This window comes from Escherichia sp. MOD1-EC6475, from assembly GCF_003046645.1.
Classification (GTDB): domain Bacteria; phylum Pseudomonadota; class Gammaproteobacteria; order Enterobacterales; family Enterobacteriaceae; genus Escherichia; species Escherichia ruysiae.
Map to the genome: position 1 here is coordinate 1 of NZ_PZKQ01000047.1, position 20,780 is coordinate 20,780.

At 50.8% G+C, this 20,780-nt stretch carries 21 protein-coding genes; 12 read left to right on the forward strand and 9 right to left on the reverse strand.

Annotated features, from left to right (window positions below):
- On the forward strand, nucleotides 1-224 hold a 224-nt coding region (locus A7589_RS23325), incomplete at its 5' end, for a hypothetical protein (protein ID WP_235613316.1).
- 116 nt (nucleotides 225-340) lie between these two features.
- Entirely contained in the window at nucleotides 341-1,639 is a 1,299-nt protein-coding gene (gene kgtP, locus A7589_RS15275; protein ID WP_000852117.1) for an alpha-ketoglutarate permease, read from the forward strand.
- Here the strand turns inward: kgtP and A7589_RS15280 are convergent.
- The 5 genes from A7589_RS15280 to trxC form a co-directional block, all read right to left on the reverse strand.
- Complete coding sequence (locus A7589_RS15280) at nucleotides 1,636-1,959, reverse strand: YfiM family lipoprotein (protein ID WP_071988118.1); 324 nt, start codon at nucleotides 1,957-1,959, stop codon at nucleotides 1,636-1,638. The genes kgtP and A7589_RS15280 overlap by 4 nt on opposite strands.
- Before the next feature lie 46 nt (nucleotides 1,960-2,005).
- On the reverse strand, nucleotides 2,006-3,361 hold the full coding sequence (gene pssA / locus A7589_RS15285; RefSeq protein WP_000949267.1) for a CDP-diacylglycerol--serine O-phosphatidyltransferase: 1,356 nt from the start codon (nucleotides 3,359-3,361) through the stop codon (nucleotides 2,006-2,008).
- Between the two features lie 113 nt (nucleotides 3,362-3,474).
- On the reverse strand, nucleotides 3,475-6,135 hold the full coding sequence (patZ, locus tag A7589_RS15290) for a peptidyl-lysine N-acetyltransferase PatZ (protein ID WP_105282873.1): 2,661 nt from the start codon (nucleotides 6,133-6,135) through the stop codon (nucleotides 3,475-3,477).
- A 31-nt stretch (nucleotides 6,136-6,166) separates the two neighbouring features.
- The gene (gene tapT, locus A7589_RS15295; protein WP_000138188.1) at nucleotides 6,167-6,865 is read right to left on the reverse strand and encodes a tRNA-uridine aminocarboxypropyltransferase; all 699 of its coding nucleotides are present in this window, start codon (nucleotides 6,863-6,865) and stop codon (nucleotides 6,167-6,169) included.
- A gap of 70 nt (nucleotides 6,866-6,935) precedes the next feature.
- On the reverse strand, nucleotides 6,936-7,355 hold the full coding sequence (gene trxC / locus A7589_RS15300) for a thioredoxin TrxC (RefSeq protein ID WP_001098726.1): 420 nt from the start codon (nucleotides 7,353-7,355) through the stop codon (nucleotides 6,936-6,938).
- Nucleotides 7,356-7,561: 206 nt separating this feature from the next.
- Between trxC and A7589_RS15310 the strand changes: the two genes are divergently transcribed.
- Nucleotides 7,562-8,599, forward strand: a complete 1,038-nt coding sequence (locus tag A7589_RS15310; protein ID WP_000997406.1) for a tRNA/rRNA methyltransferase — start codon at nucleotides 7,562-7,564, stop codon at nucleotides 8,597-8,599.
- 47 nt (nucleotides 8,600-8,646) lie between these two features.
- Here the strand turns inward: A7589_RS15310 and ung are convergent, their stop codons facing one another.
- A complete protein-coding gene (gene ung, locus A7589_RS15315; RefSeq protein ID WP_000184513.1) occupies nucleotides 8,647-9,336 on the reverse strand; it encodes a uracil-DNA glycosylase in 690 nt (229 codons plus the stop codon).
- Between the two features lie 303 nt (nucleotides 9,337-9,639).
- On the opposite strand from ung, the gene grcA reads away from it, so the two are divergent.
- Nucleotides 9,640-10,023, forward strand: coding sequence for an autonomous glycyl radical cofactor GrcA (gene grcA / locus A7589_RS15320; protein ID WP_000627804.1), 384 nt, complete (start codon nucleotides 9,640-9,642; stop codon nucleotides 10,021-10,023).
- A gap of 60 nt (nucleotides 10,024-10,083) precedes the next feature.
- On the opposite strand, the gene eamB is transcribed toward grcA, so the two are convergent.
- Nucleotides 10,084-10,671, reverse strand: coding sequence for a cysteine/O-acetylserine transporter (gene eamB / locus A7589_RS15325; RefSeq protein WP_000189200.1), 588 nt, complete (start codon nucleotides 10,669-10,671; stop codon nucleotides 10,084-10,086).
- 102 nt (nucleotides 10,672-10,773) lie between these two features.
- On the opposite strand from eamB, the gene A7589_RS15330 reads away from it, so the two are divergent.
- Nucleotides 10,774-11,655, forward strand: coding sequence for a LysR family transcriptional regulator (locus tag A7589_RS15330; protein ID WP_016158805.1), 882 nt, complete (start codon nucleotides 10,774-10,776; stop codon nucleotides 11,653-11,655).
- A 206-nt stretch (nucleotides 11,656-11,861) separates the two neighbouring features.
- On the opposite strand, the gene srmB is transcribed toward A7589_RS15330, so the two are convergent.
- Entirely contained in the window at nucleotides 11,862-13,196 is a 1,335-nt protein-coding gene (gene srmB / locus A7589_RS15335) for an ATP-dependent RNA helicase SrmB (protein ID WP_000219187.1), read from the reverse strand.
- Nucleotides 13,197-13,327: 131 nt separating this feature from the next.
- On the opposite strand from srmB, the gene trmN reads away from it, so the two are divergent.
- Nucleotides 13,328-14,065 carry a tRNA(1)(Val) (adenine(37)-N(6))-methyltransferase TrmN gene (trmN, locus tag A7589_RS15340; RefSeq protein ID WP_010349146.1) on the forward strand — a complete coding sequence of 246 codons (738 nt, stop codon included), beginning with the start codon at nucleotides 13,328-13,330 and terminating at the stop codon, nucleotides 14,063-14,065.
- Here trmN and nadB read toward each other — a convergent pair.
- On the reverse strand, nucleotides 14,050-15,672 hold the full coding sequence (gene nadB, locus A7589_RS15345; protein WP_001020196.1) for an L-aspartate oxidase: 1,623 nt from the start codon (nucleotides 15,670-15,672) through the stop codon (nucleotides 14,050-14,052). The two genes, trmN and nadB, sit on opposite strands and share 16 nt — an antisense overlap.
- 255 nt (nucleotides 15,673-15,927) lie before the next feature.
- On the opposite strand from nadB, the gene rseD reads away from it, so the two are divergent.
- The 6 genes from rseD to lepA all read left to right on the forward strand — a co-directional run bounded on the left by rseD (nucleotide 15,928) and on the right by lepA (nucleotide 20,767).
- On the forward strand, nucleotides 15,928-16,083 hold the full coding sequence (rseD, locus tag A7589_RS22855) for a rpoE leader peptide RseD (protein ID WP_032147913.1): 156 nt from the start codon (nucleotides 15,928-15,930) through the stop codon (nucleotides 16,081-16,083).
- A complete protein-coding gene (gene rpoE / locus A7589_RS15350) occupies nucleotides 16,080-16,655 on the forward strand; it encodes an RNA polymerase sigma factor RpoE (protein ID WP_001295364.1) in 576 nt (191 codons plus the stop codon). Before rseD ends, rpoE begins: the two co-directional genes overlap by 4 nt.
- Nucleotides 16,656-16,687: 32 nt before the next feature.
- The gene (gene rseA / locus A7589_RS15355; RefSeq protein WP_001168448.1) at nucleotides 16,688-17,338 is read left to right on the forward strand and encodes an anti-sigma-E factor RseA; all 651 of its coding nucleotides are present in this window, start codon (nucleotides 16,688-16,690) and stop codon (nucleotides 17,336-17,338) included.
- Nucleotides 17,338-18,294: a sigma-E factor regulatory protein RseB gene (rseB, locus tag A7589_RS15360; RefSeq protein ID WP_000812043.1), complete on the forward strand. Its 957-nt coding sequence runs from the start codon at nucleotides 17,338-17,340 to the stop codon at nucleotides 18,292-18,294. Before rseA ends, rseB begins: the two co-directional genes overlap by 1 nt.
- The gene (rseC, locus tag A7589_RS15365; RefSeq protein ID WP_000589061.1) at nucleotides 18,291-18,770 is read left to right on the forward strand and encodes a SoxR-reducing system protein RseC; all 480 of its coding nucleotides are present in this window, start codon (nucleotides 18,291-18,293) and stop codon (nucleotides 18,768-18,770) included. Before rseB ends, rseC begins: the two co-directional genes overlap by 4 nt.
- 197 nt (nucleotides 18,771-18,967) lie before the next feature.
- Nucleotides 18,968-20,767, forward strand: coding sequence for a translation elongation factor 4 (gene lepA, locus A7589_RS15370; RefSeq protein ID WP_000790174.1), 1,800 nt, complete (start codon nucleotides 18,968-18,970; stop codon nucleotides 20,765-20,767).
- Nucleotides 20,768-20,780: the final 13 nt, after the last annotated feature.

The following is a 20,780-nucleotide window of genomic DNA, read 5'->3' on the forward strand; positions in this document are numbered from 1 at the left end:
AGGGAACTGCCAGGCATCAGATAAAGCAGAAGGCCATCCGTCAGGATGGCCTTTTTGCATTGGCGCAGAAAAAAATGCCTGATGCGACGCTGCGCGTCTTATACTCCCACATATGCCAGATTCAGCAACGGATACGGTTTCCCCAACTTGCCTACTTCCATACGTGTCCTCCTTACCAGAAATTTATCCTTAAGCTCCTCAATAACCATTTTCCTGCTAACTAAATTCATGGTTAAGGTTGCATAATGATATGCAACAAATGTATAACATTTTCTTTACCAGAAGAAATAAACAAAAGCGACCGACAAAAGCATCGGATTACGGCAGGAGACATAATGGCATGGCTGAAAGTACTGTAACGGCAGACAGCAAACTGACAAGTAGTGATACTCGTCGCCGCATTTGGGCAATTGTAGGGGCCTCTTCAGGCAACCTGGTCGAATGGTTTGATTTCTACGTCTACTCGTTTTGTTCCCTCTACTTCGCCCACATCTTCTTCCCTTCTGGTAACACGACCACTCAACTACTGCAAACAGCCGGTGTTTTTGCAGCAGGATTCTTGATGCGCCCAATAGGCGGCTGGTTATTTGGTCGAATTGCCGATAAGCATGGCCGCAAGAAATCGATGCTGTTATCAGTATGTATGATGTGTTTCGGCTCTCTGGTTATCGCATGTTTGCCAGGCTATGAAACTATTGGCACCTGGGCTCCGGCGTTGTTACTTCTCGCGCGTTTATTCCAGGGATTATCTGTAGGTGGAGAATATGGCACCAGCGCCACCTATATGAGTGAAGTCGCAGTAGAAGGTCGTAAAGGTTTTTATGCCTCATTTCAGTATGTCACGTTGATCGGCGGACAACTGTTGGCACTACTGGTTGTCGTGGTTTTACAACACACCATGGAAGACGCTGCACTCAGCGAGTGGGGATGGCGCATTCCCTTTGCGTTAGGAGCGGTGTTAGCCGTTGTGGCTTTGTGGTTACGCCGTCAATTGGATGAAACTTCACAACAAGAAACACGCGCTTTAAAAGAAGCTGGATCTCTGAAAGGATTATGGCGCAATCGCCGTGCATTCATCATGGTTCTCGGTTTTACTGCTGCGGGCTCCCTTTGTTTCTATACCTTCACCACTTACATGCAGAAGTATCTGGTGAATACTGCGGGAATGCATGCCAACGTGGCGAGTGGCATTATGACTGCCGCATTGTTTGTATTCATGCTTATTCAACCACTCATTGGTGCGCTGTCGGATAAGATTGGTCGCCGTACCTCAATGTTATGTTTCGGTTCTCTGGCAGCCATTTTTACAGTTCCTATTCTCTCAGCATTGCAAAACGTTTCCTCGCCTTATGCCGCTTTTGGTCTGGTGATGTGCGCCCTGCTGATCGTGAGTTTTTATACTTCAATCAGTGGAATACTGAAGGCTGAGATGTTCCCGGCACAGGTTCGCGCATTAGGCGTTGGCCTGTCATATGCGGTCGCCAATGCTATATTTGGTGGTTCGGCGGAGTACGTAGCGTTGTCGCTGAAATCAATAGGAATGGAAACAGCCTTCTTCTGGTATGTGACCTTGATGGCCGTGGTGGCGTTTCTGGTTTCTTTGATGCTGCATCGCAAAGGGAAGGGAATGCGTCTTTAGTGATGCGCCAGTTGCCAGATGGTATAGCCGGTAGTTGCACCGGCGACATCCCAGGCAAAATCTTTCCAGCTCCAGCCGCTCCCCTCGGGGCGGCTATCCCAAAATTCTTTTGACGCGCCCAGCCCAACAGAGAACATCAGCCCGAAAGTCGCACTGCCATCGCGACTCATCCCCTGATGCTGTGCATATTCATTTCCGACTGCGGAAAGCATCGCCGAGGCGATAAAGTGTTGAGCTTTATCCTGCCCGCTCCAGCTATCGTTAGCCATATGGCTGCATCCAGAAAGTAACAATAGCGAACAGATAAAAAGAATACGCAAAACGTGGGCCTCCAAAAAACAAACCCCGTACAGGACGGGGTTGTGATTACAGGATGCGACTAATTAATCGGTCGATGCGGATACGGCGCAAACGGCGGATAAGTTTGCGGACCTTCACCGGATAATCGGCAATACTTTGCAGATCGCGGTAGTGCTTAACGATGGTGGTATGCTCGCGGATCAGCTCCAGTTCTTTCTCACGCTGTGGCGCAAGTTCCAGTTGCGGATCGTGGATCAAAATGGCATTTTCCAGATCCAGACGCCAGGCGCGTGGGTTCAGGTTATTACCGGTTACCAGCATCCACTTATCATCAACCCACATTCCTTTCAGATGATAGGTGTTGTCGTCATCTTTCCATAACCGAACCACTAACTGGTCAGTATTAACGTAATACTGCAAACGGCTCAGGAAGCGACGCAGATTGATCTCATAGAGATAAGGCAGTGCGCCAATTATCTTGAAAGGTTCATCTTCCGGAATGTAGAAGTCATTCGCGGTTTTATCACCAACAATAATTTCGACCTTTTTTCCTTCGCGCAGCAACTGGATGATATTGCGCACAAGGATTGCTGGCAGGTTGAAGTATGGCGTACAGATGGTTAGTTTCTGCTCGGCACAAGGCATAAGATGGAAAATGGTCTTGTTCAACAGACTCGATTTCCCCAGCCCCACTAGCGGCGTTACGGAAAGCTGATCGTTATCGGCATCGCCCTGGAAATGATAAGCGGCATCACGCAGTTCCTGGCGGAACAGGCGAATGTCGTTCTTGATTTCCGGACTTTTTGGGCGATTAACATCATCCAGACGGTTAACTCCGCGACCATTCATAATATTCTGTGTAACCCATTCAAACATAATGTCTGACATCTTACGGTTACGGATCAGATGATAACGGTCGTAGCGGTATTTATCGTGCTGATGCAGATAAACATCGTTCAGGCTGGCACCGCTATAAAGTACGCTATCGTCGATGATAAAGCCTTTAAAGTGCAGAACGCCAAGGGCTTCACGGGTATTGATTGGAACGCCATAAACCGGAACATCTACGCCCGGATTTTCCTGCGCCATGCGGCAGTACCAGTCAGCATTAGTGTTAGATGCCGCAGCGCCAATGCGTCCACGTTGTGCACGATGCCAGTCGACCAGCACCCGCACATCCAGTTCCGGACGCTGCCGTTTAGCCTCATACAACGCGTTCAGAATGCCTTTGCCACCGTCATCCTGTTCGAGATACAGGGCAACGATGCAAATGCGCTGCTTCGCGCTGGCTATTTTTTCCAGCAGCGTCTCCCGGAAGTCGGCGGGAGCGTAAAAGAAATCGACATCATCAACTGATTGAGAAATCTTGGGTAGTTGGGCAAGGTGTTGTTGATGTTTATTACGCTTAAATTTTGACAACATCACAGTGCATTTCTTCTCTGTTCATTGAAGGGTCCTCTGTGCAATGCAGACGACATAAGCGGGCAATAATAACACCAGTCCCGATTAAGTGGTCAACATTTCCAGTACCTTACTCATGATTCCTCGCGCTGGGCAAGATTTAGCGTAAGCCCAACGATCCCCTCTTCGAGCTGGATATCAACGTTAAACCCGAGCTTGCGGGCCAGCGCCACCATGCCACGATTGTTTGGCATCGTAATACCATTCAGACGTTGCAGTCCGTGATCTCGCGTATAGGTAATCAACTTTTCCATTAAGCGGCGGCCTAAGCCTAATCCTTTGAGGTCCGATCGAACCAGTACGGCAAATTCGGCATCGATGTTATCAGGGTCAGAGATCGCTCGTGTGACGCCAAGGATCTCTTCTGTTTGATCAATACGTCGTACCGCCACAAAAGCCATTTCTCGATCGTAGTCGATCTGCGTCATGTTGGCTAAATCTTCATGGGTAAATTCGTTGATCTCGCTAAAGTAGCGGTAATAAAGATCTTCTTTGGTGACTCGCGAAATGAATTGCTGAAGCTGTGGCTCATCTTCCGGCAAAATCGGGCGGAACAAGCAGCGTTCACCGTTTTTCAATTCTACCCACTCTTCCAGCTGATGCGGATACGGACGCACAGCAAGGCGACTCTCGTTATCGCCTTCAAACGGCGCGATATCCAGCGTGACATCCAGCGCGGTAAATTCATTGCCGGAAGCCAGCAAAGGATGAATATCCAGCCGCTGAATCTCCGGGCAATCGACAATCAGGTTGGAAACCTGCACCAGAAGCTGACTCAAGCCTGCAACATCCAATGGACGTAGCGCACTGCGCGCACGAATCTTTTTACTTTTGATCCCCTGAATAACCAGATAGCGAGCCAGGTTCATGTTCAGCGGTGGCAACGCCACGACGGCTTGATCTTCAGGACGCCATTCCACACCGCCTTCACCAAGCATGATCAACGGCCCGAAAACCGGATCGTGCTCGACGACTACGCGCAACTCCTGAGCGCCTGCACGGTTAGCCATACTTTGCACCAGCAGTCCGTGGATCCGCGCCTGCGGCCAGGCCATTTTTACGCGATCGAAAATAGCGTTTGCCGCTTGCTGGACTTCGTTAGCCGTACGCAAATAGAGCATCACGCCCTGAACTTCTGATTTATGCGGAATATCCGGCGAGCGCAACTTCAGCGCCACCGGATAACCAATCTGTTCAGCAATATGCACCGCTTCGGTGCTATCGCTGGCAATCCAGGTGGGGAGCGTGTTCATGCCGTACGCTTGCAGGATTGGCTGAACTTCATGGGTATCGAGTGATGTCGCTCCTTCAGCAATGGCTTGCTGTAGCAGAATATGCGCTTCTGCGGTATTAGAGGTCAGATTGCTGGGCAGCGCCGGCGTTTCGCGTAGTTGCTTCTGGTTTCGCCGGTATTCCACCATATGCATAAAAGCGGTGATGGTTCCTTCCGGCGTTCGATAGGTTGGTAGTCCGGCTTCGCTGAATAAACGTCGTGCCTCTTGCGAGGAGTGCTCGCCACACCAGTTCGTCAGTAGAGATACATACTTGCTGCGGGGATGATGTTTTACCGCTTCAATTAATGCTTGCGCACTTTCTGTTGCGGGCGCTGCGGCGCTGGGCGAATGAATAACCATCAGTGCATCAAAATCCTGGCTGTGGAGCAGAATATCCAGCGTTTTAACATAATGTTCACTGCTGGCGTCATCGCGCAGATCGAGCGGGTTAGAGATAGCAACATGTTCTGGCAGCGCATCGCGCAGTTTCTGGCAAATCTCTTCACTGAGCGTTGCCAGTTTGCCATTGCGCGACCATAAGGCATCCAGCGCCAGCGCGGCAGGCGCGGCACCGTTGCTAATTATCATCAGCCGGTCGCCACGTAGCGGGCGCATATGGCTAAGGGTTTCCACTGCCGAAAACAGTTCGTGAGTGTCCTGCACTCGTAATAAACCTGCACGCTGAATAGCCGCATCCCACGCCGGATCCATTCCTGCCGTGGTGTTCAACAGACGTTGAGCCGCTGGGCTACGTCCGCTTTTAATCACCAGAATCGGTTTATTGCGAGAGGCGCTACGGGCAGCCGAAACAAAGCGTCGCGCGTCGCTTAACTGTTCGAGGTAGAGCAGGATGGCACTGGTTTTACTGTCGCGCGCCAGATAATCGAGCAATTCGTCAACGTCGATATCCAGGCTGTCGCCGAGAGCAATAAAATACGAAAAGCCCATCTCACGCTGTTGCGCCCAGTCGAGGATGGTGTTGGAGACGGCAGCAGACTGCGAAATAAACGCCAGCTTGCCGCGTTTAATCGGCACGGGCGAAAAGCTGGCATTCAGACCTTGCCAGGGAGCCAGTAAACCCAGACTGTTTGGTCCTAGCAGGCGCATGTTATGGCGCAGGGCGCAGGCGCGGAGATCTTCGTGTTGCGATGCTGGTGCAGAAAGAATAATGCAGGTTTTACAGCCTTTCTCGCCGAGCTCTTCCAGAAGAGCAAGATTGCGGCTGGCATTGGTACACAAAACCGCAAGGTCGGGTGTAAAGGGCAAGCTGGCAATATCCGGCCAGGCCAGCACACCCAACACCGCTTTCCAGGCTGGCGTCACCGGGAGTACCGGCCCGTTAAAGCCTCCCGCCAGCAGGTTACGCATCATCAGGTAACCTGCGCGATTGGGTTTCATCGATGCGCCAATTACCGCTATCGATTTTGGTCGCAGTAGTGCTTCCAGTCCTCGCTGACTCATACCGGTCTCCCGCAGAAGTGACCGAATGATTTTAAACGCTTTCTAACTGTTCTGCTGTGATGCTACCCAGATGTTGCGTTTTTCCTGCCAGATAGCGCGTTTTAAAACGAGTGAAATGCTCGCCTAAGCCCGTTGCTGCTTCGGTATCGCCCGCCATATCTAAAAGTGCGATGGCTACTTCGGCAGTACAATATTGGCCTTCGGCCTGGGCTTCACGCAGGCGATAGGCAGAAAGCCGGGAAAGATCGACGGAAATGACGGGAAGATTATCCAGATACGGACTTTTACGAAACATTTTCCGAGCTTCCGGCCAGGTGCCATCGAGCATGATAAACAGCGGCGGCTTACCGGAAGGCGGCGAGAAGATGACTTCCCGTTGCCCGCCGGCATACGAGGCGGGAAAAACCACCATTGGTTGGTAATCCGGGTTTTGTACCAGCTCCAGCAAATCTTGCGATGGTTCAGTGCGCGACCATTGAAACGCGACAGTATCCGGCAAGATATCAGCAATTAAACGTCCGGTATTGCTGGGCTTCATTGGCTCGGTATCGAACATCAGCAAACAAAAACGGCTTTTTGCTTCAGTTGGGGTGATTGTCGAACAGAGGCAAAGTTTCTCTGGCAAAAGGCAGCGTTGGCAACGACGAACGCGATTACCACGGGCAAGAAAAGGACGCGTTGCGCGTGCAATACGTTCGGCGCGTAACTGGAGAACAGCGTTTTCGGTCATGAGAGAGGGCGTCGAAAAACCGCCATTGTCGCAGAGGAGAAAACGGGGCACAAGATGCGCCCCGGTAAGATTAAAGAGATTCGTTCAACCAACTATCGAACGGTGCTTTCGGCACTGCGCCGTTGAGCATGTCAACAACCTGACCATTTTTGAAAATCATAATCGTCGGAATGCTACGAATACCAAAGCGGCTGCTTAATTCACGTTCAGCTTCGGTATTCACTTTTACAAAACGCACTTTACCGCTACGCTCTTGCGCAACATCTTCAAAAATCGGCGCGAAGTTACGGCAGGGGCCGCACCACGGCGCCCAGAAGTCGATCACTACAGGCAGATCGTCTTTCAGCAATTTGTCGAGTGTTTCACCGGTCGCATTAATCACCTCTCCGTCAAACAGGTCGTGACCGCAGCGTCCGCATTTTGCCGCATCTTCGATCCGATCGTCGGGAATGCGATTGATGGCCTGACAATGGGTACAAACGGTATTCATAACTAACCTCGAGATGAGTAAGGAGACTTATCGGCAATGACGCCGGTATGTTTCTAATATGTTACATATTATCAAAGGCAATGTTCCAGACAACAATCTGTTTTATTCAATAGGTATGATAGTCGCAGGCTTTGGTACGAAATCATGGCGAACCGCGCGCACTTCGGGTAATCTGCGCGCTTCGCGCAGCGCTGGTGGAGAAAAGCATGAACGATGAAATGAAAGGTAAAAGCGGCAAGGTCAAAGTGATGTATGTCCGCAGTGATGATGATTCTGATAAACGTACCCATAACCCGCGAACCGGGAAAGGGGGCGGGCGTCCAGGAAAATCTCGTGCCGACGGTGGCCGTCGCCCCGCCCGCGATGACAAACAGAGTCAGCCCCGTGACCGCAAGTGGGAAGATTCGCCGTGGCGCACGGTTTCCCGCGCGCCGGGTGATGAGACGCCGGAAAAGGCCGATCACGGTGGCATCAGTGGTAAAAGTTTTATTGATCCGGAAGTGTTGCGTCGTCAGCGTGCGGAAGAAACCCGCGTTTACGGCGAAAATGCATGTCAGGCACTGTTCCAGAGCCGTCCGGAAGCGATTGTTCGCGCCTGGTTTATCCAGAGCGTAACGCCGCGTTTTAAAGAAGCCTTGCGCTGGATGGCTGCAAACCGCAAAGCGTACCATGTAGTGGATGAAGCGGAACTGACAAAAGCGTCAGGCACGGAACATCACGGCGGCGTTTGCTTCCTGATTAAAAAGCGTAACGGCACAACCGTACAGCAGTGGGTAAGCCAGGCCGGCGCGCAGGATTGTGTACTGGCGCTGGAAAACGAATCTAACCCGCATAACCTGGGTGGCATGATGCGTAGCTGCGCGCACTTTGGCGTGAAAGGCGTTGTGGTGCAGGATGCGGCGTTGCTGGAATCGGGTGCGGCAATCCGTACCGCAGAAGGCGGCGCAGAGCACGTTCAGCCGATTACCGGCGACAACATTGTTAACGTGCTGGATGATTTCCGTCAGGCGGGTTATACCGTAGTGACCACTTCCAGCGAGCAGGGTAAACCGCTGTTCAAAACCAGTTTGCCAGAGAAAATGGTGCTGGTGCTGGGTCAGGAATATGAAGGGTTACCGGATGCCGCACGCGATCCGAACGATTTGCGCGTGAAGATTGATGGTACTGGCAACGTTGCCGGGCTGAATATCTCTGTCGCAACTGGCGTGCTGCTTGGCGAATGGTGGCGTCAGAACAAAGCCTGATAAATCAGCCGGATGGCAACGATGTCATCCGGCATTTTCCCGCAAATTTACTCACTCTCTGCCGGTAACACTGGCATCCAGTCAATCGGTTTTTCGCCACGTTGTTCCAGCCACTGATTTGCCAGCATAAAATGGTTGCAGCCAAAGAATCCACGATGCGCCGAAAGCGGCGACGGATGCGGCGCTTTCAGCACGTGATGGCGTTGCTTATCTATAATCGCCCCTTTCTTTTGCGCATGTGATCCCCATAACAAAAACACCACGCCTTCACGATGCTGATTAATCAGGCTGATGACTTTATCAGTAAACGTTTCCCAGCCGAGGCTGGCGTGGGAATGTGCCTGGCCTGCGCGTACCGTCAATACGGTGTTGAGCAGGAGAACCCCCTGACGTGCCCAGCTTTCAAGATAGCCATGTGTCGGGCGAGTAAAGCCTGGAAGGGTATTTTCCAGTTCTTTATACATATTCAGTAGAGAAGGCGGTATAGCAATACCTGGGCGAACGGAAAATGCCAGACCGTGCGCTTGTCCGGGGCCGTGGTAAGGATCCTGACCGAGGATCACCACTTTGACATCGCCCAGTTCAGTAAAGCGAAAGGCGTTAAAGACATCTTTTTGTGGTGGGTAGATGGTTATCCCGGACTGCCGCTCGCTGGCAACGGTCTGGAGGGTGTTAAGAAAATAGGGTTGCTGCTTTTCTTCAGCCAGCACATCATGCCAGGTTAATTGGTTAGTCATCTCGCTCTCCTGCGGATCTTCAATCCGCCTAGCTTAACTGCTTCTTTCTACAGAACAAAATCAAGCTCATTTTTTAGCCATAAACGAGTGCAAAAAAGTGTAAATTGGTAAAATCTCACGCTCGCATAAGTTGATGTAAAACAATAAAATCCATTTCTGACCACATTTGATGTGTGGTTTTTGTTGATTTAAATCAAAGAATCAAGGGTGTTTGAGGAGTATATATACACTCAAGCAACAATGGTTTTACCAATTGGCCGCGACAGGCTAATCAAATCAAATAATTTGCCGGGGAGGCATCACATGATTACAGGTATCCAGATTACTAAAGCCGCTAATGACGATCTGCTGAACTCTTTCTGGCTGCTGGACAGCGAAAAAGGCGAAGCGCGTTGCATCGTTGCGAAAGCAGGTTTTGCAGAAGACGAAGTGGTTGCAGTAAGCAAACTGGGTGACATTGAATACCGTGAAGTTCCAGTAGAAGTTAAACCAGAAGTTCGCGTTGAAGGTGGTCAGCACCTGAACGTAAACGTTCTGCGTCGTGAAACTCTGGAAGATGCAGTTAAGCATCCGGAAAAATATCCGCAGCTGACTATCCGTGTATCCGGTTATGCAGTTCGCTTCAACTCTCTGACTCCGGAACAGCAGCGCGACGTTATCGCTCGTACCTTTACTGAAAGCCTGTAAGGCTTAAGTAGCAAGTTATTAAGCGGAAGAGGGTAATCTCTTCCGCTTTTCTTTTGTCTTTCAATAGAAAATACGTACCGCACAATAGACCAGCAACAGCGCCAGAACGATATTCAACTGGCGACCATAGTGGCGAAACAATCGCTGAAACAGATGCCCCGCCAGCGCCCAGCACACATTGCCAAACGTCCCAATCATCGCCAGCAAAACGCTGACGCCAACTACCCAGCTTAACGCCTGTGTTTGCGGCAGAACAAACGTCGACAGTGCCGTAATGCCGTACAAAATAATTTTGACGTTCACAAACTGTAGCGCAAAGCTCGCCCAAAAGCTGATCGGTTTTGCCTGAAGTCCGTCTTCTTTTGTTGGACTGGTAGCGATTTTCCACGCCAGCCAGACAATATATGCCGCCCCCGCCCAACTCAACAGATGCACTGCTGCCGGGTCGATAACAGCCAATGAAAATGAAATTCCCGCACACAGCAGCATGACAATCAAAAATCCCAGACTCATCCCCGCCAGTACGCGGGTACTCTGACGAAACCCATGCGACGTGGTTGAACTCAGCGCAAGAATATTGTTCGGTCCAGGCGTGAGGGCAGTAATCAGGGTGTAGGTCCAGAAAGCACTTAATAGGGTCGGTGTCACTTGTTATCTCCTTTGTTTTGATAGACAGTACCCGACATGAAACATTTAAAAAAATGAATGTTTTTACATTCTAAATTCGACAATATCGATAGGTTTGGGTTTATGGATCTGCGCCGTTTTATTACGCTTAAAACCGTGGTGGAAGAGGGTTCCTTTTTGCGAGCTTCGCAAAAATTGTGCTGCACACAATCGACGGTGACTTTTCATATTCAGCAGCTTGAACAGGAGTTCTCGGTCCAGTTGTTTGAGAAAATTGGCCGACGGATGTGCCTCACTCGCGAAGGAAAAAAGCTGCTGCCGCACATTTATGAACTCACCAGAGTGATGGATACGCTACGCGAGGCTGCCAAAAAAGAGTCAGATCCGGATGGGGAGCTGCGCGTTGTTTCAGGCGAAACGTTACTCTCTTATCGAATGCCGCAGGTGTTGCAGCGTTTTCGGCAACGCGCACCAAAAGTGCGTTTATCGTTGCAGTCGCTGAACTGTTACGTGATCCGTGATGCGCTACTGAATGATGAGGCAGATGTCGGGGTTTTTTATCGCGTAGGGAATGATGATGCTCTGAACCGACGAGAGTTGGGTGAACAATCACTGGTGCTGGTGGCTTCACCGCAAATTGCAGATGTCGATTTTACTGAGCCGGGAAGACATAACGCCTGTAGCTTTATTATTAACGAACCGCAATGCGTCTTCCGTCAGATCTTTGAGAGCACGCTGCGTCAGCGGCGGATCACGGTGGAAAGCACCATTGAGCTTATAAGCATTGAAAGTATCAAGCGATGTGTCGCAGCAAATATCGGAGTCAGCTACTTACCGCGCTTTGCGGTAGCAAAAGAGCTGGAGTGCGGAGAATTAATTGAATTACCCTTTGGCGAACCGCCGCAAACCATTACGGCAATGTGCGCTCACCATGCCGGAAAAGCGGTTAGCCCGGCGATGCACATTTTTATTCAGTGTATTGAAGAGTGCTTTTTGCCGGGATAAAAATAATGCCGGGCTTAAACCCGGCATTCAATTTGTCGACAAATGCGCTTTGTTCATGCCGGATGCGGCGTGAACGCCTTATCCGGCCTACAAAATTGTGCAAATTCAATACATTGCATGAGTCTCGTAGGCCTGATAAGCGTAGCGCATCAGGCAATTTTGCGTTTGCCTGCACTTTTAATACCGGGCTTAACCCGGCATTATGATTACTCTTCTGTCGTTTGCGGCGGCACGCCCGTTCCGCTTGGTTTGCGGCGCTTACCAATATTTTTGGTATCGCGATGGCGTTTTTTCACCCGTGGCTTCTCTTTCTCTTTAGCCTTTTTCTTCTCGGCGCGTTTTGCCAACACTTTTTTCGATGGCTTGCCGGTCTGTTTCTCGCTTGGTGCACGGGTCTTCGGTCGTAACTCATCAATTACGCGTGCTTTAATCGGCTCTTCAATATAACGACCGACCTTACCCAGCAGCAGATGGTCATGAGCTTCAACCAGCGAGATAGCGATACCTTTACGACCAGCGCGAGCGGTACGCCCGATACGGTGCAAATAAGTATCGCCACTGCGCGGCATATCGAAGTTAAAGACGTGGCTGACATCCGGAATGTCGATACCGCGTGCGGCAACATCGGTTGCAACCAGCACGTTAACACGACCTTCGGTCAGGCGTTTGATCGCTTCGTTACGCTTGCCTTGTACCATCTCACCTTCGAGATAGCAGTTGTTGATGCCCGCTTCGCGCAGCCAGTTTGCCAGCTCATGCACACGCTCACGCTTACGCACAAACACAATTGAGCGGGTCGCTTCTGGTTGTTTTAACAGATGCACCAGCAACGCGGTTTTATGCTCAAGGTCATCGGCACGGTAATACCACTGATGAATTTTTTTGCGCTCACGAGTGGACGGATTCGCAGAAACCTCCACTGGATCTTCCAGTAGACGCTCGGCAAAATCCTGAATGGCATCGCCTTCCAGCGTTGCTGAGAAGAGCAGGGTTTGTTTACGCCAGCGAGTTTCGCCAGCAATATGTTCGATATCCTGGGCGAAGCCCATATCCAGCATACGGTCTGCTTCGTCGAGGATCAGTGTTTCAACCGCGCGGCAATCAAAGTTCTCTTCTTTTATATACTGCAGCAGACGACCGGTTGTGGCGACCACGATGTCCTGGTTTTCGCTGAACACTTCTGCGTGGTTCATATAAGCCACGCCACCAGTGATGGTGGCGATATCCAGATGCGTATGTTTCGCCAGTTCGCGGGCATGATCGGCCACCTGCATCGCCAGTTCGCGAGTTGGGGTGAGGATCAAAATACGCGGCGGACCGGATTTCTTACGCGGGAAATCGAGCAGGTGCTGCAACGCTGGCAGCAGATACGCCGCCGTTTTACCGGTGCCTGTCGGCGCAGAACCGAGTACATCACGGCCATCGAGCGCAGGCGGAATGGCGGCAGCCTGAATGGCGGTCGGGCGAGTGAAACCTTTATCCTGGAGAGCTTCCAGCAGGCTTTCGTCGAGTTCAAGTTCGGAAAAAGTCGTTACAGTCATGTTCTACCTCTGTGTGGGGCGCTGATTATAGACGTTACGGCTGCAATCTTCATCTGTTTGTATGGATATCGCTTCTCAGGTATTGTTCTTACCCGGTGCTATCGCCGTTTTTCCAGCAAGGTTTTATTTTCATGTCACAGTCTACATCCGTGCTTCGTCGTAATGGATTTACTTTTAAACAGTTTTTTGTCGCACACGATCGCTGTGCAATGAAAGTGGGAACGGATGGAATTTTGCTGGGCGCATGGGCTCCTGTGGCTGGGGTAAAACGCTGCCTTGATATCGGTAGCGGTAGCGGGTTATTGGCTTTGATGCTGGCGCAGCGCACCGATGATGGCGTGATAATCGATGCGGTTGAAATTGAAAACGAAGCGGCTGCCCAGGCGCAGAAAAATATCGCGCAGTCCCCGTGGGCAGAGCGGATTAACGTCCATACGGGGGATATTCAGCAGTGGCTTACCCAGCAGACAACGCGCTTTGATTTAATCATCAGTAACCCGCCGTATTATCAGCAGGGAGTAGAGTGCGCAACACCACAGCGGGAGCAGGCGCGCTATACCACTACGCTTGATCACCAGACGTTGCTCACTTGCGCGGCAGAATGCATTACCGAAGAGGGATTTTTCTGCGTGGTGCTGCCAGAACAGATCGGTAATGGTTTTACTGAACTGGCGTTAAATATGGGCTGGCATTTACGTTTACGGACGGATGTGGCGGAAAACGAAGCGCGACTGCCGCATCGGGTGCTGCTGGCATTCTCCCCACAGGCGGGGGAGTGTTTTAGCGATCGCTTAGTGATTCGTGGGCCAGACCAGAACTATTCCGAAGCGTATACGGCGCTGACCCAGGCTTTTTATCTGTTTATGTAATGATTGCCGGGGGTGAGAATCGATGGACCGGAATGCGTGAGTAGCTCCGGGTAATCCAGCGTGTAATGCAAGCCCCGACTCTCTTTGCGCATTATCGCGCAGCGAACAATCAACTCGGCAACCTGCACCAGATTACGCAGCTCCAGCAAATTATTCGACACACGGAAGTGAGCATAATATTCATCTATCTCCTGCTGCAGCATATTGATCCGCCGCAGGGCGCGCTCCAGGCGCTTTGTTGTGCGTACAATGCCCACGTAATCCCACATAAACAGGCGTAACTCATGCCAGTTATGTTGAATCACCACCAGTTCATCAGGATTCTCAACGCGGCTTTCATCCCACGGCGGTAACGTACTGACGCCGCGCACATAAGGCATACGCTTTGCAATATCTTCCGCTGCCGACCAGCCGTAGACCAGACACTCCAGCAATGAGTTAGAGGCCATTCGGTTAGCGCCATGTAATCCTGTATAGCTGACTTCACCAATGGCATACAGGCCATCAACGTCGGTACGCCCATAATCATCTACCATCACGCCACCGCAGGTGTAGTGCGCAGCGGGCACTATTGGCACAGGCTCTTTCGTGAGATCAATGCCCAGCCCCAATAATTTTTCATAAATCATTGGGAAATGCTGACGAATAAAATCGGCGGGCTTATGGCTGATGTCGAGGAACATACAATCCGCGCCGAGGCGTTTCATTTCATGGTCAATGGCGCGGGCGACAATATCGCGCGGGGCCAGTTCGCCGCGCTCATCAAAATCGGGCATAAATCGTGTACCGTCCGGGCGTTTCAAATAAGCGCCTTCGCCACGTAAGGCTTCCGTTAACAGGAAATTTCGAGCCTGTGGATGATACAGTGCGGTAGGGTGGAACTGATTAAATTCAAGATTAGCAACCCGGCAACCCGCGCGCCAGGCCATGGCAATACCATCGCCAGAGGAAATATCCGGATTGGTGGTATACTGATAAACTTTCGATGCGCCTCCGGTTGCCAGCACTACCGCTTTTGCGTGGCAGGTTTCTACCGCTTCTTTATTGCGATTCCACACCCATGCGCCAACAACCCGTCGCGTACCCGGCAGACCAATTTTGTCAGAAATAATCAGATCGACGGCGTTGCTGCGTTCCAGCACGCGAATATTCGGATGGTTCTGCGCCTTGCTCACTAGTGTGGTTTCTACTTCTTTACCAGTAGCGTCGGCGGCATGAAGAATACGACGGTGACTATGTCCACCTTCACGAGTCAGATGGTAGCTCTCTTCGCCATTTGGCTGAACGTGGGTATCAAACAACACCCCCTGGTCGATCAACCATTGCACGCAGGAACGCGCATTGCTGGCAACAAATTCAACAGCATGGCGATCGCAAATTCCGGCACCAGCAATTAAGGTATCTTCCACATGTGAATCGATGCTGTCAGTTTCATCAAACACGGCGGCAATTCCGCCCTGGGCGTAAAACGTCGAGCCTTCTGTAACTGGACCTTTACTTAGAACGATGACTTGATGCTTATCCGCCAGACGTAGCGCCAGTGAAAGCCCGGCGGCACCGCTACCAATAATCAACACATCACAAGAATGTTCAGGGAAAATATTCATTTTGATTGTTTAATTTACTAAACACCGTTCGGCCAGCATAGCATCATGTTGTACAATTAAACACCTGTTATTTTGATGTTTGTTGCATGGGCTAAACATGTTGATTCAGGGAGACGGGAAAAAGAGAAGTTGATCGTTGGCGGAGGATTAGGTGGTGAAATAAAAAGGCCGTTGGGTTACTCTTCAGGCAGTTAAATGGGCATTTCTACACAGATAATGCGTTATTCAGATTCTGTAGACTTATAATGATAGATAATGATCCGTCTACAGCATGACAAACAAAAACAGATGCGTTACGGAACTTTACAAAAACGAGACACTCTAACCCTTTGCTTGCTCAAATTGCAGCTAATGGAGTGGCGTTTCGATAGCGCGTGGAAATTTGGTTTGGGGAGATTTTACCTCGGATGAGCGAGCAGTTAACGGACCAGGTCCTGGTTGAGCGGGTCCAGAAGGGAGATCAGAAAGCCTTTAACTTACTGGTAGTGCGCTATCAGCATAAGGTGGCGAGTCTGGTTTCCCGCTATGTGCCGTCGGGTGATGTTCCCGATGTGGTACAAGAAGCTTTTATTAAAGCCTATCGTGCGCTGGATTCGTTCCGGGGAGATAGTGCTTTTTATACATGGCTGTATCGGATTGCTGTTAATACGGCAAAAAATTACCTGGTTGCTCAGGGGCGTCGTCCACCTTCCAGTGATGTGGATGCCATTGAAGCTGAAAACTTCGAAAGTGGCGGCGCGCTAAAAGAAATTTCGAACCCTGAGAACTTAATGTTGTCAGAAGAACTGAGACAGATAGTTTTCCGAACTATTGAGTCCCTCCCGGAAGATTTACGCATGGCAATAACCTTGCGGGAGCTGGATGGCCTGAGCTATGAAGAGATAGCCGCTATCATGGATTGTCCGGTGGGTACGGTGCGTTCACGTATCTTCCGAGCGAGGGAAGCTATTGATAATAAAGTTCAACCGCTTATCAGGCGTTGACGATAGCGGGATACTGGATAAGGGTATTAGGCATGCAGAAAGAACAACTTTCCGCTTTAATGGATGGCGAAACGCTGGATAGTGAGCTGCTTAACGAACTGGCTCACAACCCGGAAATGCAGAAAACCTGGGAAAACTATCACTTAATCCGTGACTCTATGCGGGGTGATACTCCCGAGGTGCTTCATTTCGATATCTCTTCCCGCGTGATGGCTGCCATTGAAGAAGAGCCAGTACGTCAACCGACGACATTGATCCCAGAGGCTCAGCCTGCACCGCATCAATGGCAGAAAATGCCATTTTGGCAGAAAGTACGTCCATGGGCGGCACAGCTTACCCAAATGGGCGTAGCAGCGTGCGTATCGCTTGCAGTTATCGTTGGCGTCCAGCACTATAATGGACAATCTGAAACGTCCCAGCAGCCCGAAACTCCGGTATTTAATACTCTGCCGATGATGGGTAAAGCCAGTCCGGTAAGTCTGGGAGTGCCTTCTGAAGCGACCGCGAATAATGGTCAACAGCAGCAGGTACAGGAGCAGCGTCGTCGCATTAATGCCATGTTACAGGATTACGAACTGCAACGTCGACTTCACTCCGAACAGCTTCAGTTTGAGCAGGCACAAACACAGCAAGCCGCTGTACAGGTGCCAGGAATTCAAACTTTAGGAACGCAATCGCAGTAATGAAGCAACTTTGGTTTGCCATGTCATTAGTGACAGGTAGCCTGTTATTCTCTGCTAACGCCTCGGCCACCCCTGCGTCCGGGGCGTTATTACAGCAGATGAACCTGGCTAGTCAGTCACTGAATTACGAGCTGTCATTCATCAGCATCAATAAACAAGGTGTTGAGTCCCTGCGTTATCGACATGCACGCCTCGATAACCGTCCTCTTGCACAGTTGTTGCAAATGGATGGGCCGCGTCGGGAAGTGGTACAGCGCGGCAATGAAATCAGCTATTTTGAACCGGGCCTTGAACCGTTCACACTTAATGGCGATTACATTGTTGATTCTCTGCCATCACTCATCTATACCGATTTCAAACGCCTTTCTCCTTACTACGACTTTATCTCCGTGGGGCGCACGCGTATTGCTGACCGCTTATGTGAGGTAATCCGCGTAGTCGCCCGTGATGGCACACGCTACAGCTACATCGTATGGATGGACACCGAATCGAAATTACCGATGCGGGTAGATCTCCTTGATCGCGATGGTGAAACGCTGGAACAATTCCGTGTGATTGCTTTCAACGTCAATCAGGATATCAGCAGCAGTATGCAGACGCTGGCGAAGGCGAACTTGCCACCGCTGCTTTCTGTACCAGTGGGGGAAAAAGCCAAATTTAACTGGGCTCCAACCTGGTTGCCACAGGGGTTTAGCGAAGTTTCCAGCAGTCGGCGTCCGCTACCGACGATGGACAACATGCCTATCGAATCACGTCTCTATTCCGACGGATTATTCAGCTTTTCGGTAAACGTTAACCGTGCTACGCCATCGAGCACCGACCAGATGTTGCGCACCGGACGCAGAACCGTTAGTACCAGCGTACGTGATAACGCCGAAATCACCATTGTTGGTGAACTGCCACCGCAAACGGCGAAGCGCATTGCCGAGAATATTAAGTTTGGGGCAGGGCAATGATTAAAGAGTGGGCCACTGTCGTCTCCTGGAAAAACGGGCAGGCGCTGGTCAGTTGTGATGTCAAAGCCTCATGCAGCAGCTGCGCTTCCCGTGCTGGTTGCGGTAGCCGCGTGTTGAATAAACTTGGCCCGCAAACCACACATACCATCGTCGTACCCTGTGATGAACCGTTAGTGCCGGGGCAAAAAGTGGAATTAGGAATCGCCGAAGGCAGCCTGCTCAGCTCCGCATTACTGGTTTATATGTCGCCGCTAGTGGGATTATTCCTCATCGCTTCGTTATTTCAGCTACTCTTTGCTTCAGATATTGCAGCATTATGCGGTGCGATTCTCGGCGGCGTTGGCGGATTCCTCATTGCGCGTGGACACTCACGTAAGTTTGCTGCCCGGGCAGAATGGCAACCTGTCATCTTAAGCGTGGCATTGCCACCTGGCCTTGTGCGATTTGAAACATCTTCGGAAGACGCGAGCCAGTGATTTCACTGGCTTTGTTGTATTTTGCATAACAAATGCGAGGACGTTTCCAGATACCACAATCCATACGGTATGAACATTTCCTCGCCTCAATGTTGTAGTGTAGAATGCGGCGTTTCTATTAATACAGACGTTAAGCTCAGAACAGCGACTTCTAAAAGCCTGGTTAACCGGGCATTAAGGCACAATAATCATACTTTATGAAGAATATACGTAACTTTTCGATCATAGCTCACATTGACCACGGTAAATCGACGCTGTCTGACCGTATTATCCAGATCTGCGGTGGCCTGTCTGACCGTGAAATGGAGGCACAGGTTCTCGATTCCATGGATCTTGAGCGTGAGCGTGGCATAACTATCAAAGCGCAGAGCGTGACGCTGGACTATAAAGCGTCCGATGGCGAAACCTATCAACTTAACTTTATCGACACCCCAGGTCATGTGGACTTCTCTTATGAAGTATCGCGTTCGCTGGCCGCTTGTGAAGGCGCATTGCTGGTGGTTGACGCCGGGCAGGGCGTAGAAGCGCAAACCCTGGCAAACTGCTACACCGCAATGGAAATGGATCTCGAGGTAGTGCCGGTACTGAACAAGATTGACCTGCCGGCAGCCGATCCTGAACGCGTGGCGGAAGAAATTGAAGATATCGTTGGAATCGACGCCACCGACGCAGTGCGTTGCTCGGCGAAAACCGGCGTTGGTGTGCAGGACGTTCTTGAACGTCTGGTGCGCGACATCCCACCGCCGGAAGGCGATCCGGAAGGCCCGTTGCAGGCTCTGATTATCGACTCCTGGTTCGACAACTACCTGGGCGTTGTTTCACTTATCCGTATTAAAAACGGCACCCTGCGTAAGGGCGACAAAGTGAAAGTCATGAGTACCGGGCAGACTTATAACGCCGACCGTCTGGGTATTTTCACGCCGAAGCAAGTTGACCGTACAGAGCTGAAATGTGGCGAAGTAGGCTGGTTGGTATGTGCGATTAAAGATATCCACGGCGCACCAGTCGGTGACACCTTAACGCTGGCGCGTAATCCGGCAGAAAAGGCGCTGCCAGGATTTAAGAAAGTTAAACCGCAGGTTTACGCCGGTCTGTTCCCGGTAAGTTCCGACGACTATGAAGCCTTCCGCGATGCGCTGGGTAAATTGAGTCTCAACGATGCCTCTTTGTTCTACGAGCCGGAAAGCTCCACGGCGCTGGGCTTTGGTTTCCGCTGCGGCTTCCTCGGCCTGCTGCACATGGAGATTATTCAGGAACGTCTGGAACGCGAGTACGATCTTGACCTGATTACTACCGCTCCGACAGTAGTGTATGAAGTAGAAACTACGGGGAAAGAAGTTATCTACGTCGATAGCCCGTCTAAGCTGCCTGCGGTAAATAACATCTACGAACTGCGCGAGCCGATTGCAGAGTGTCACATGCTGCTGCCGCAGGCGTATCTTGGTAACGTCATTACGTTGTGCGTAGAAAAACGCGGCGTACAGACCAACATGGTTTATCACGGGAACCAGGTGGCACTGACGTATGAGATCCCGATGGCTGAAGTGGTACTCGACTTCTTCGATCGCCTGAAATCTACCTCGCGTGGTTATGCGTCTTTGGATTACAACTTCAAACGCTTCCAGGCGTCCGACATGGTGCGTGTTGACGTTTTAATCAACGGTGAACGTGTTGATGCGCTGGCGTTGATCACCCACCGTGATAATTCGCAAAACCGTGGTCGCGAGCTGGTGGAGAAGATGAAAGATCTGATCCCCCGCCAGCAGTTTGATATCGCCATTCAGGCTGCGATTGGAACGCACATCATTGCGCGTTCTACCGTGAAACAGCTGCGTAAAAACGTACTGGCCAAATGTTATGGCGGCGATATCAGCCGTAAGAAAAAGCTGCTGCAGAAGCAGAAAGAAGGTAAGAAACGCATGAAGCAGATCGGTAACGTCGAACTGCCGCAGGAAGCGTTCCTCGCCATTCTGCACGTCGGCAAAGACAACAAATAACCATTAGGAGTTG

Excerpts from the sequence above, each read along its gene's own strand:
- kgtP (WP_000852117.1), top strand. The coding sequence starts at position 341 with ATGGCTGAAAGTACTGTAACGGCAGACAGCAAACTGACAAGTAGTGAT.
- pssA (WP_000949267.1), bottom strand. The coding sequence starts at position 3,361 with ATGTTGTCAAAATTTAAGCGTAATAAACATCAACAACACCTTGCCCAA.
- patZ (WP_105282873.1), bottom strand. The coding sequence starts at position 6,135 with ATGAGTCAGCGAGGACTGGAAGCACTACTGCGACCAAAATCGATAGCG.
- tapT (WP_000138188.1), bottom strand. The coding sequence starts at position 6,865 with ATGACCGAAAACGCTGTTCTCCAGTTACGCGCCGAACGTATTGCACGC.
- trxC (WP_001098726.1), bottom strand. The coding sequence starts at position 7,355 with ATGAATACCGTTTGTACCCATTGTCAGGCCATCAATCGCATTCCCGAC.
- A7589_RS15310 (WP_000997406.1), top strand. The coding sequence starts at position 7,562 with ATGAACGATGAAATGAAAGGTAAAAGCGGCAAGGTCAAAGTGATGTAT.
- ung (WP_000184513.1), bottom strand. The coding sequence starts at position 9,336 with ATGACTAACCAATTAACCTGGCATGATGTGCTGGCTGAAGAAAAGCAG.
- grcA (WP_000627804.1), top strand. The coding sequence starts at position 9,640 with ATGATTACAGGTATCCAGATTACTAAAGCCGCTAATGACGATCTGCTG.
- A7589_RS15330 (WP_016158805.1), top strand. The coding sequence starts at position 10,774 with ATGGATCTGCGCCGTTTTATTACGCTTAAAACCGTGGTGGAAGAGGGT.
- srmB (WP_000219187.1), bottom strand. The coding sequence starts at position 13,196 with ATGACTGTAACGACTTTTTCCGAACTTGAACTCGACGAAAGCCTGCTG.
- trmN (WP_010349146.1), top strand. The coding sequence starts at position 13,328 with ATGTCACAGTCTACATCCGTGCTTCGTCGTAATGGATTTACTTTTAAA.
- nadB (WP_001020196.1), bottom strand. The coding sequence starts at position 15,672 with ATGAATATTTTCCCTGAACATTCTTGTGATGTGTTGATTATTGGTAGC.
- rseD (WP_032147913.1), top strand. The coding sequence starts at position 15,928 with ATGATCCGTCTACAGCATGACAAACAAAAACAGATGCGTTACGGAACT.
- rpoE (WP_001295364.1), top strand. The coding sequence starts at position 16,080 with ATGAGCGAGCAGTTAACGGACCAGGTCCTGGTTGAGCGGGTCCAGAAG.
- rseA (WP_001168448.1), top strand. The coding sequence starts at position 16,688 with ATGCAGAAAGAACAACTTTCCGCTTTAATGGATGGCGAAACGCTGGAT.
- rseB (WP_000812043.1), top strand. The coding sequence starts at position 17,338 with ATGAAGCAACTTTGGTTTGCCATGTCATTAGTGACAGGTAGCCTGTTA.
- rseC (WP_000589061.1), top strand. The coding sequence starts at position 18,291 with ATGATTAAAGAGTGGGCCACTGTCGTCTCCTGGAAAAACGGGCAGGCG.
- lepA (WP_000790174.1), top strand. The coding sequence starts at position 18,968 with ATGAAGAATATACGTAACTTTTCGATCATAGCTCACATTGACCACGGT.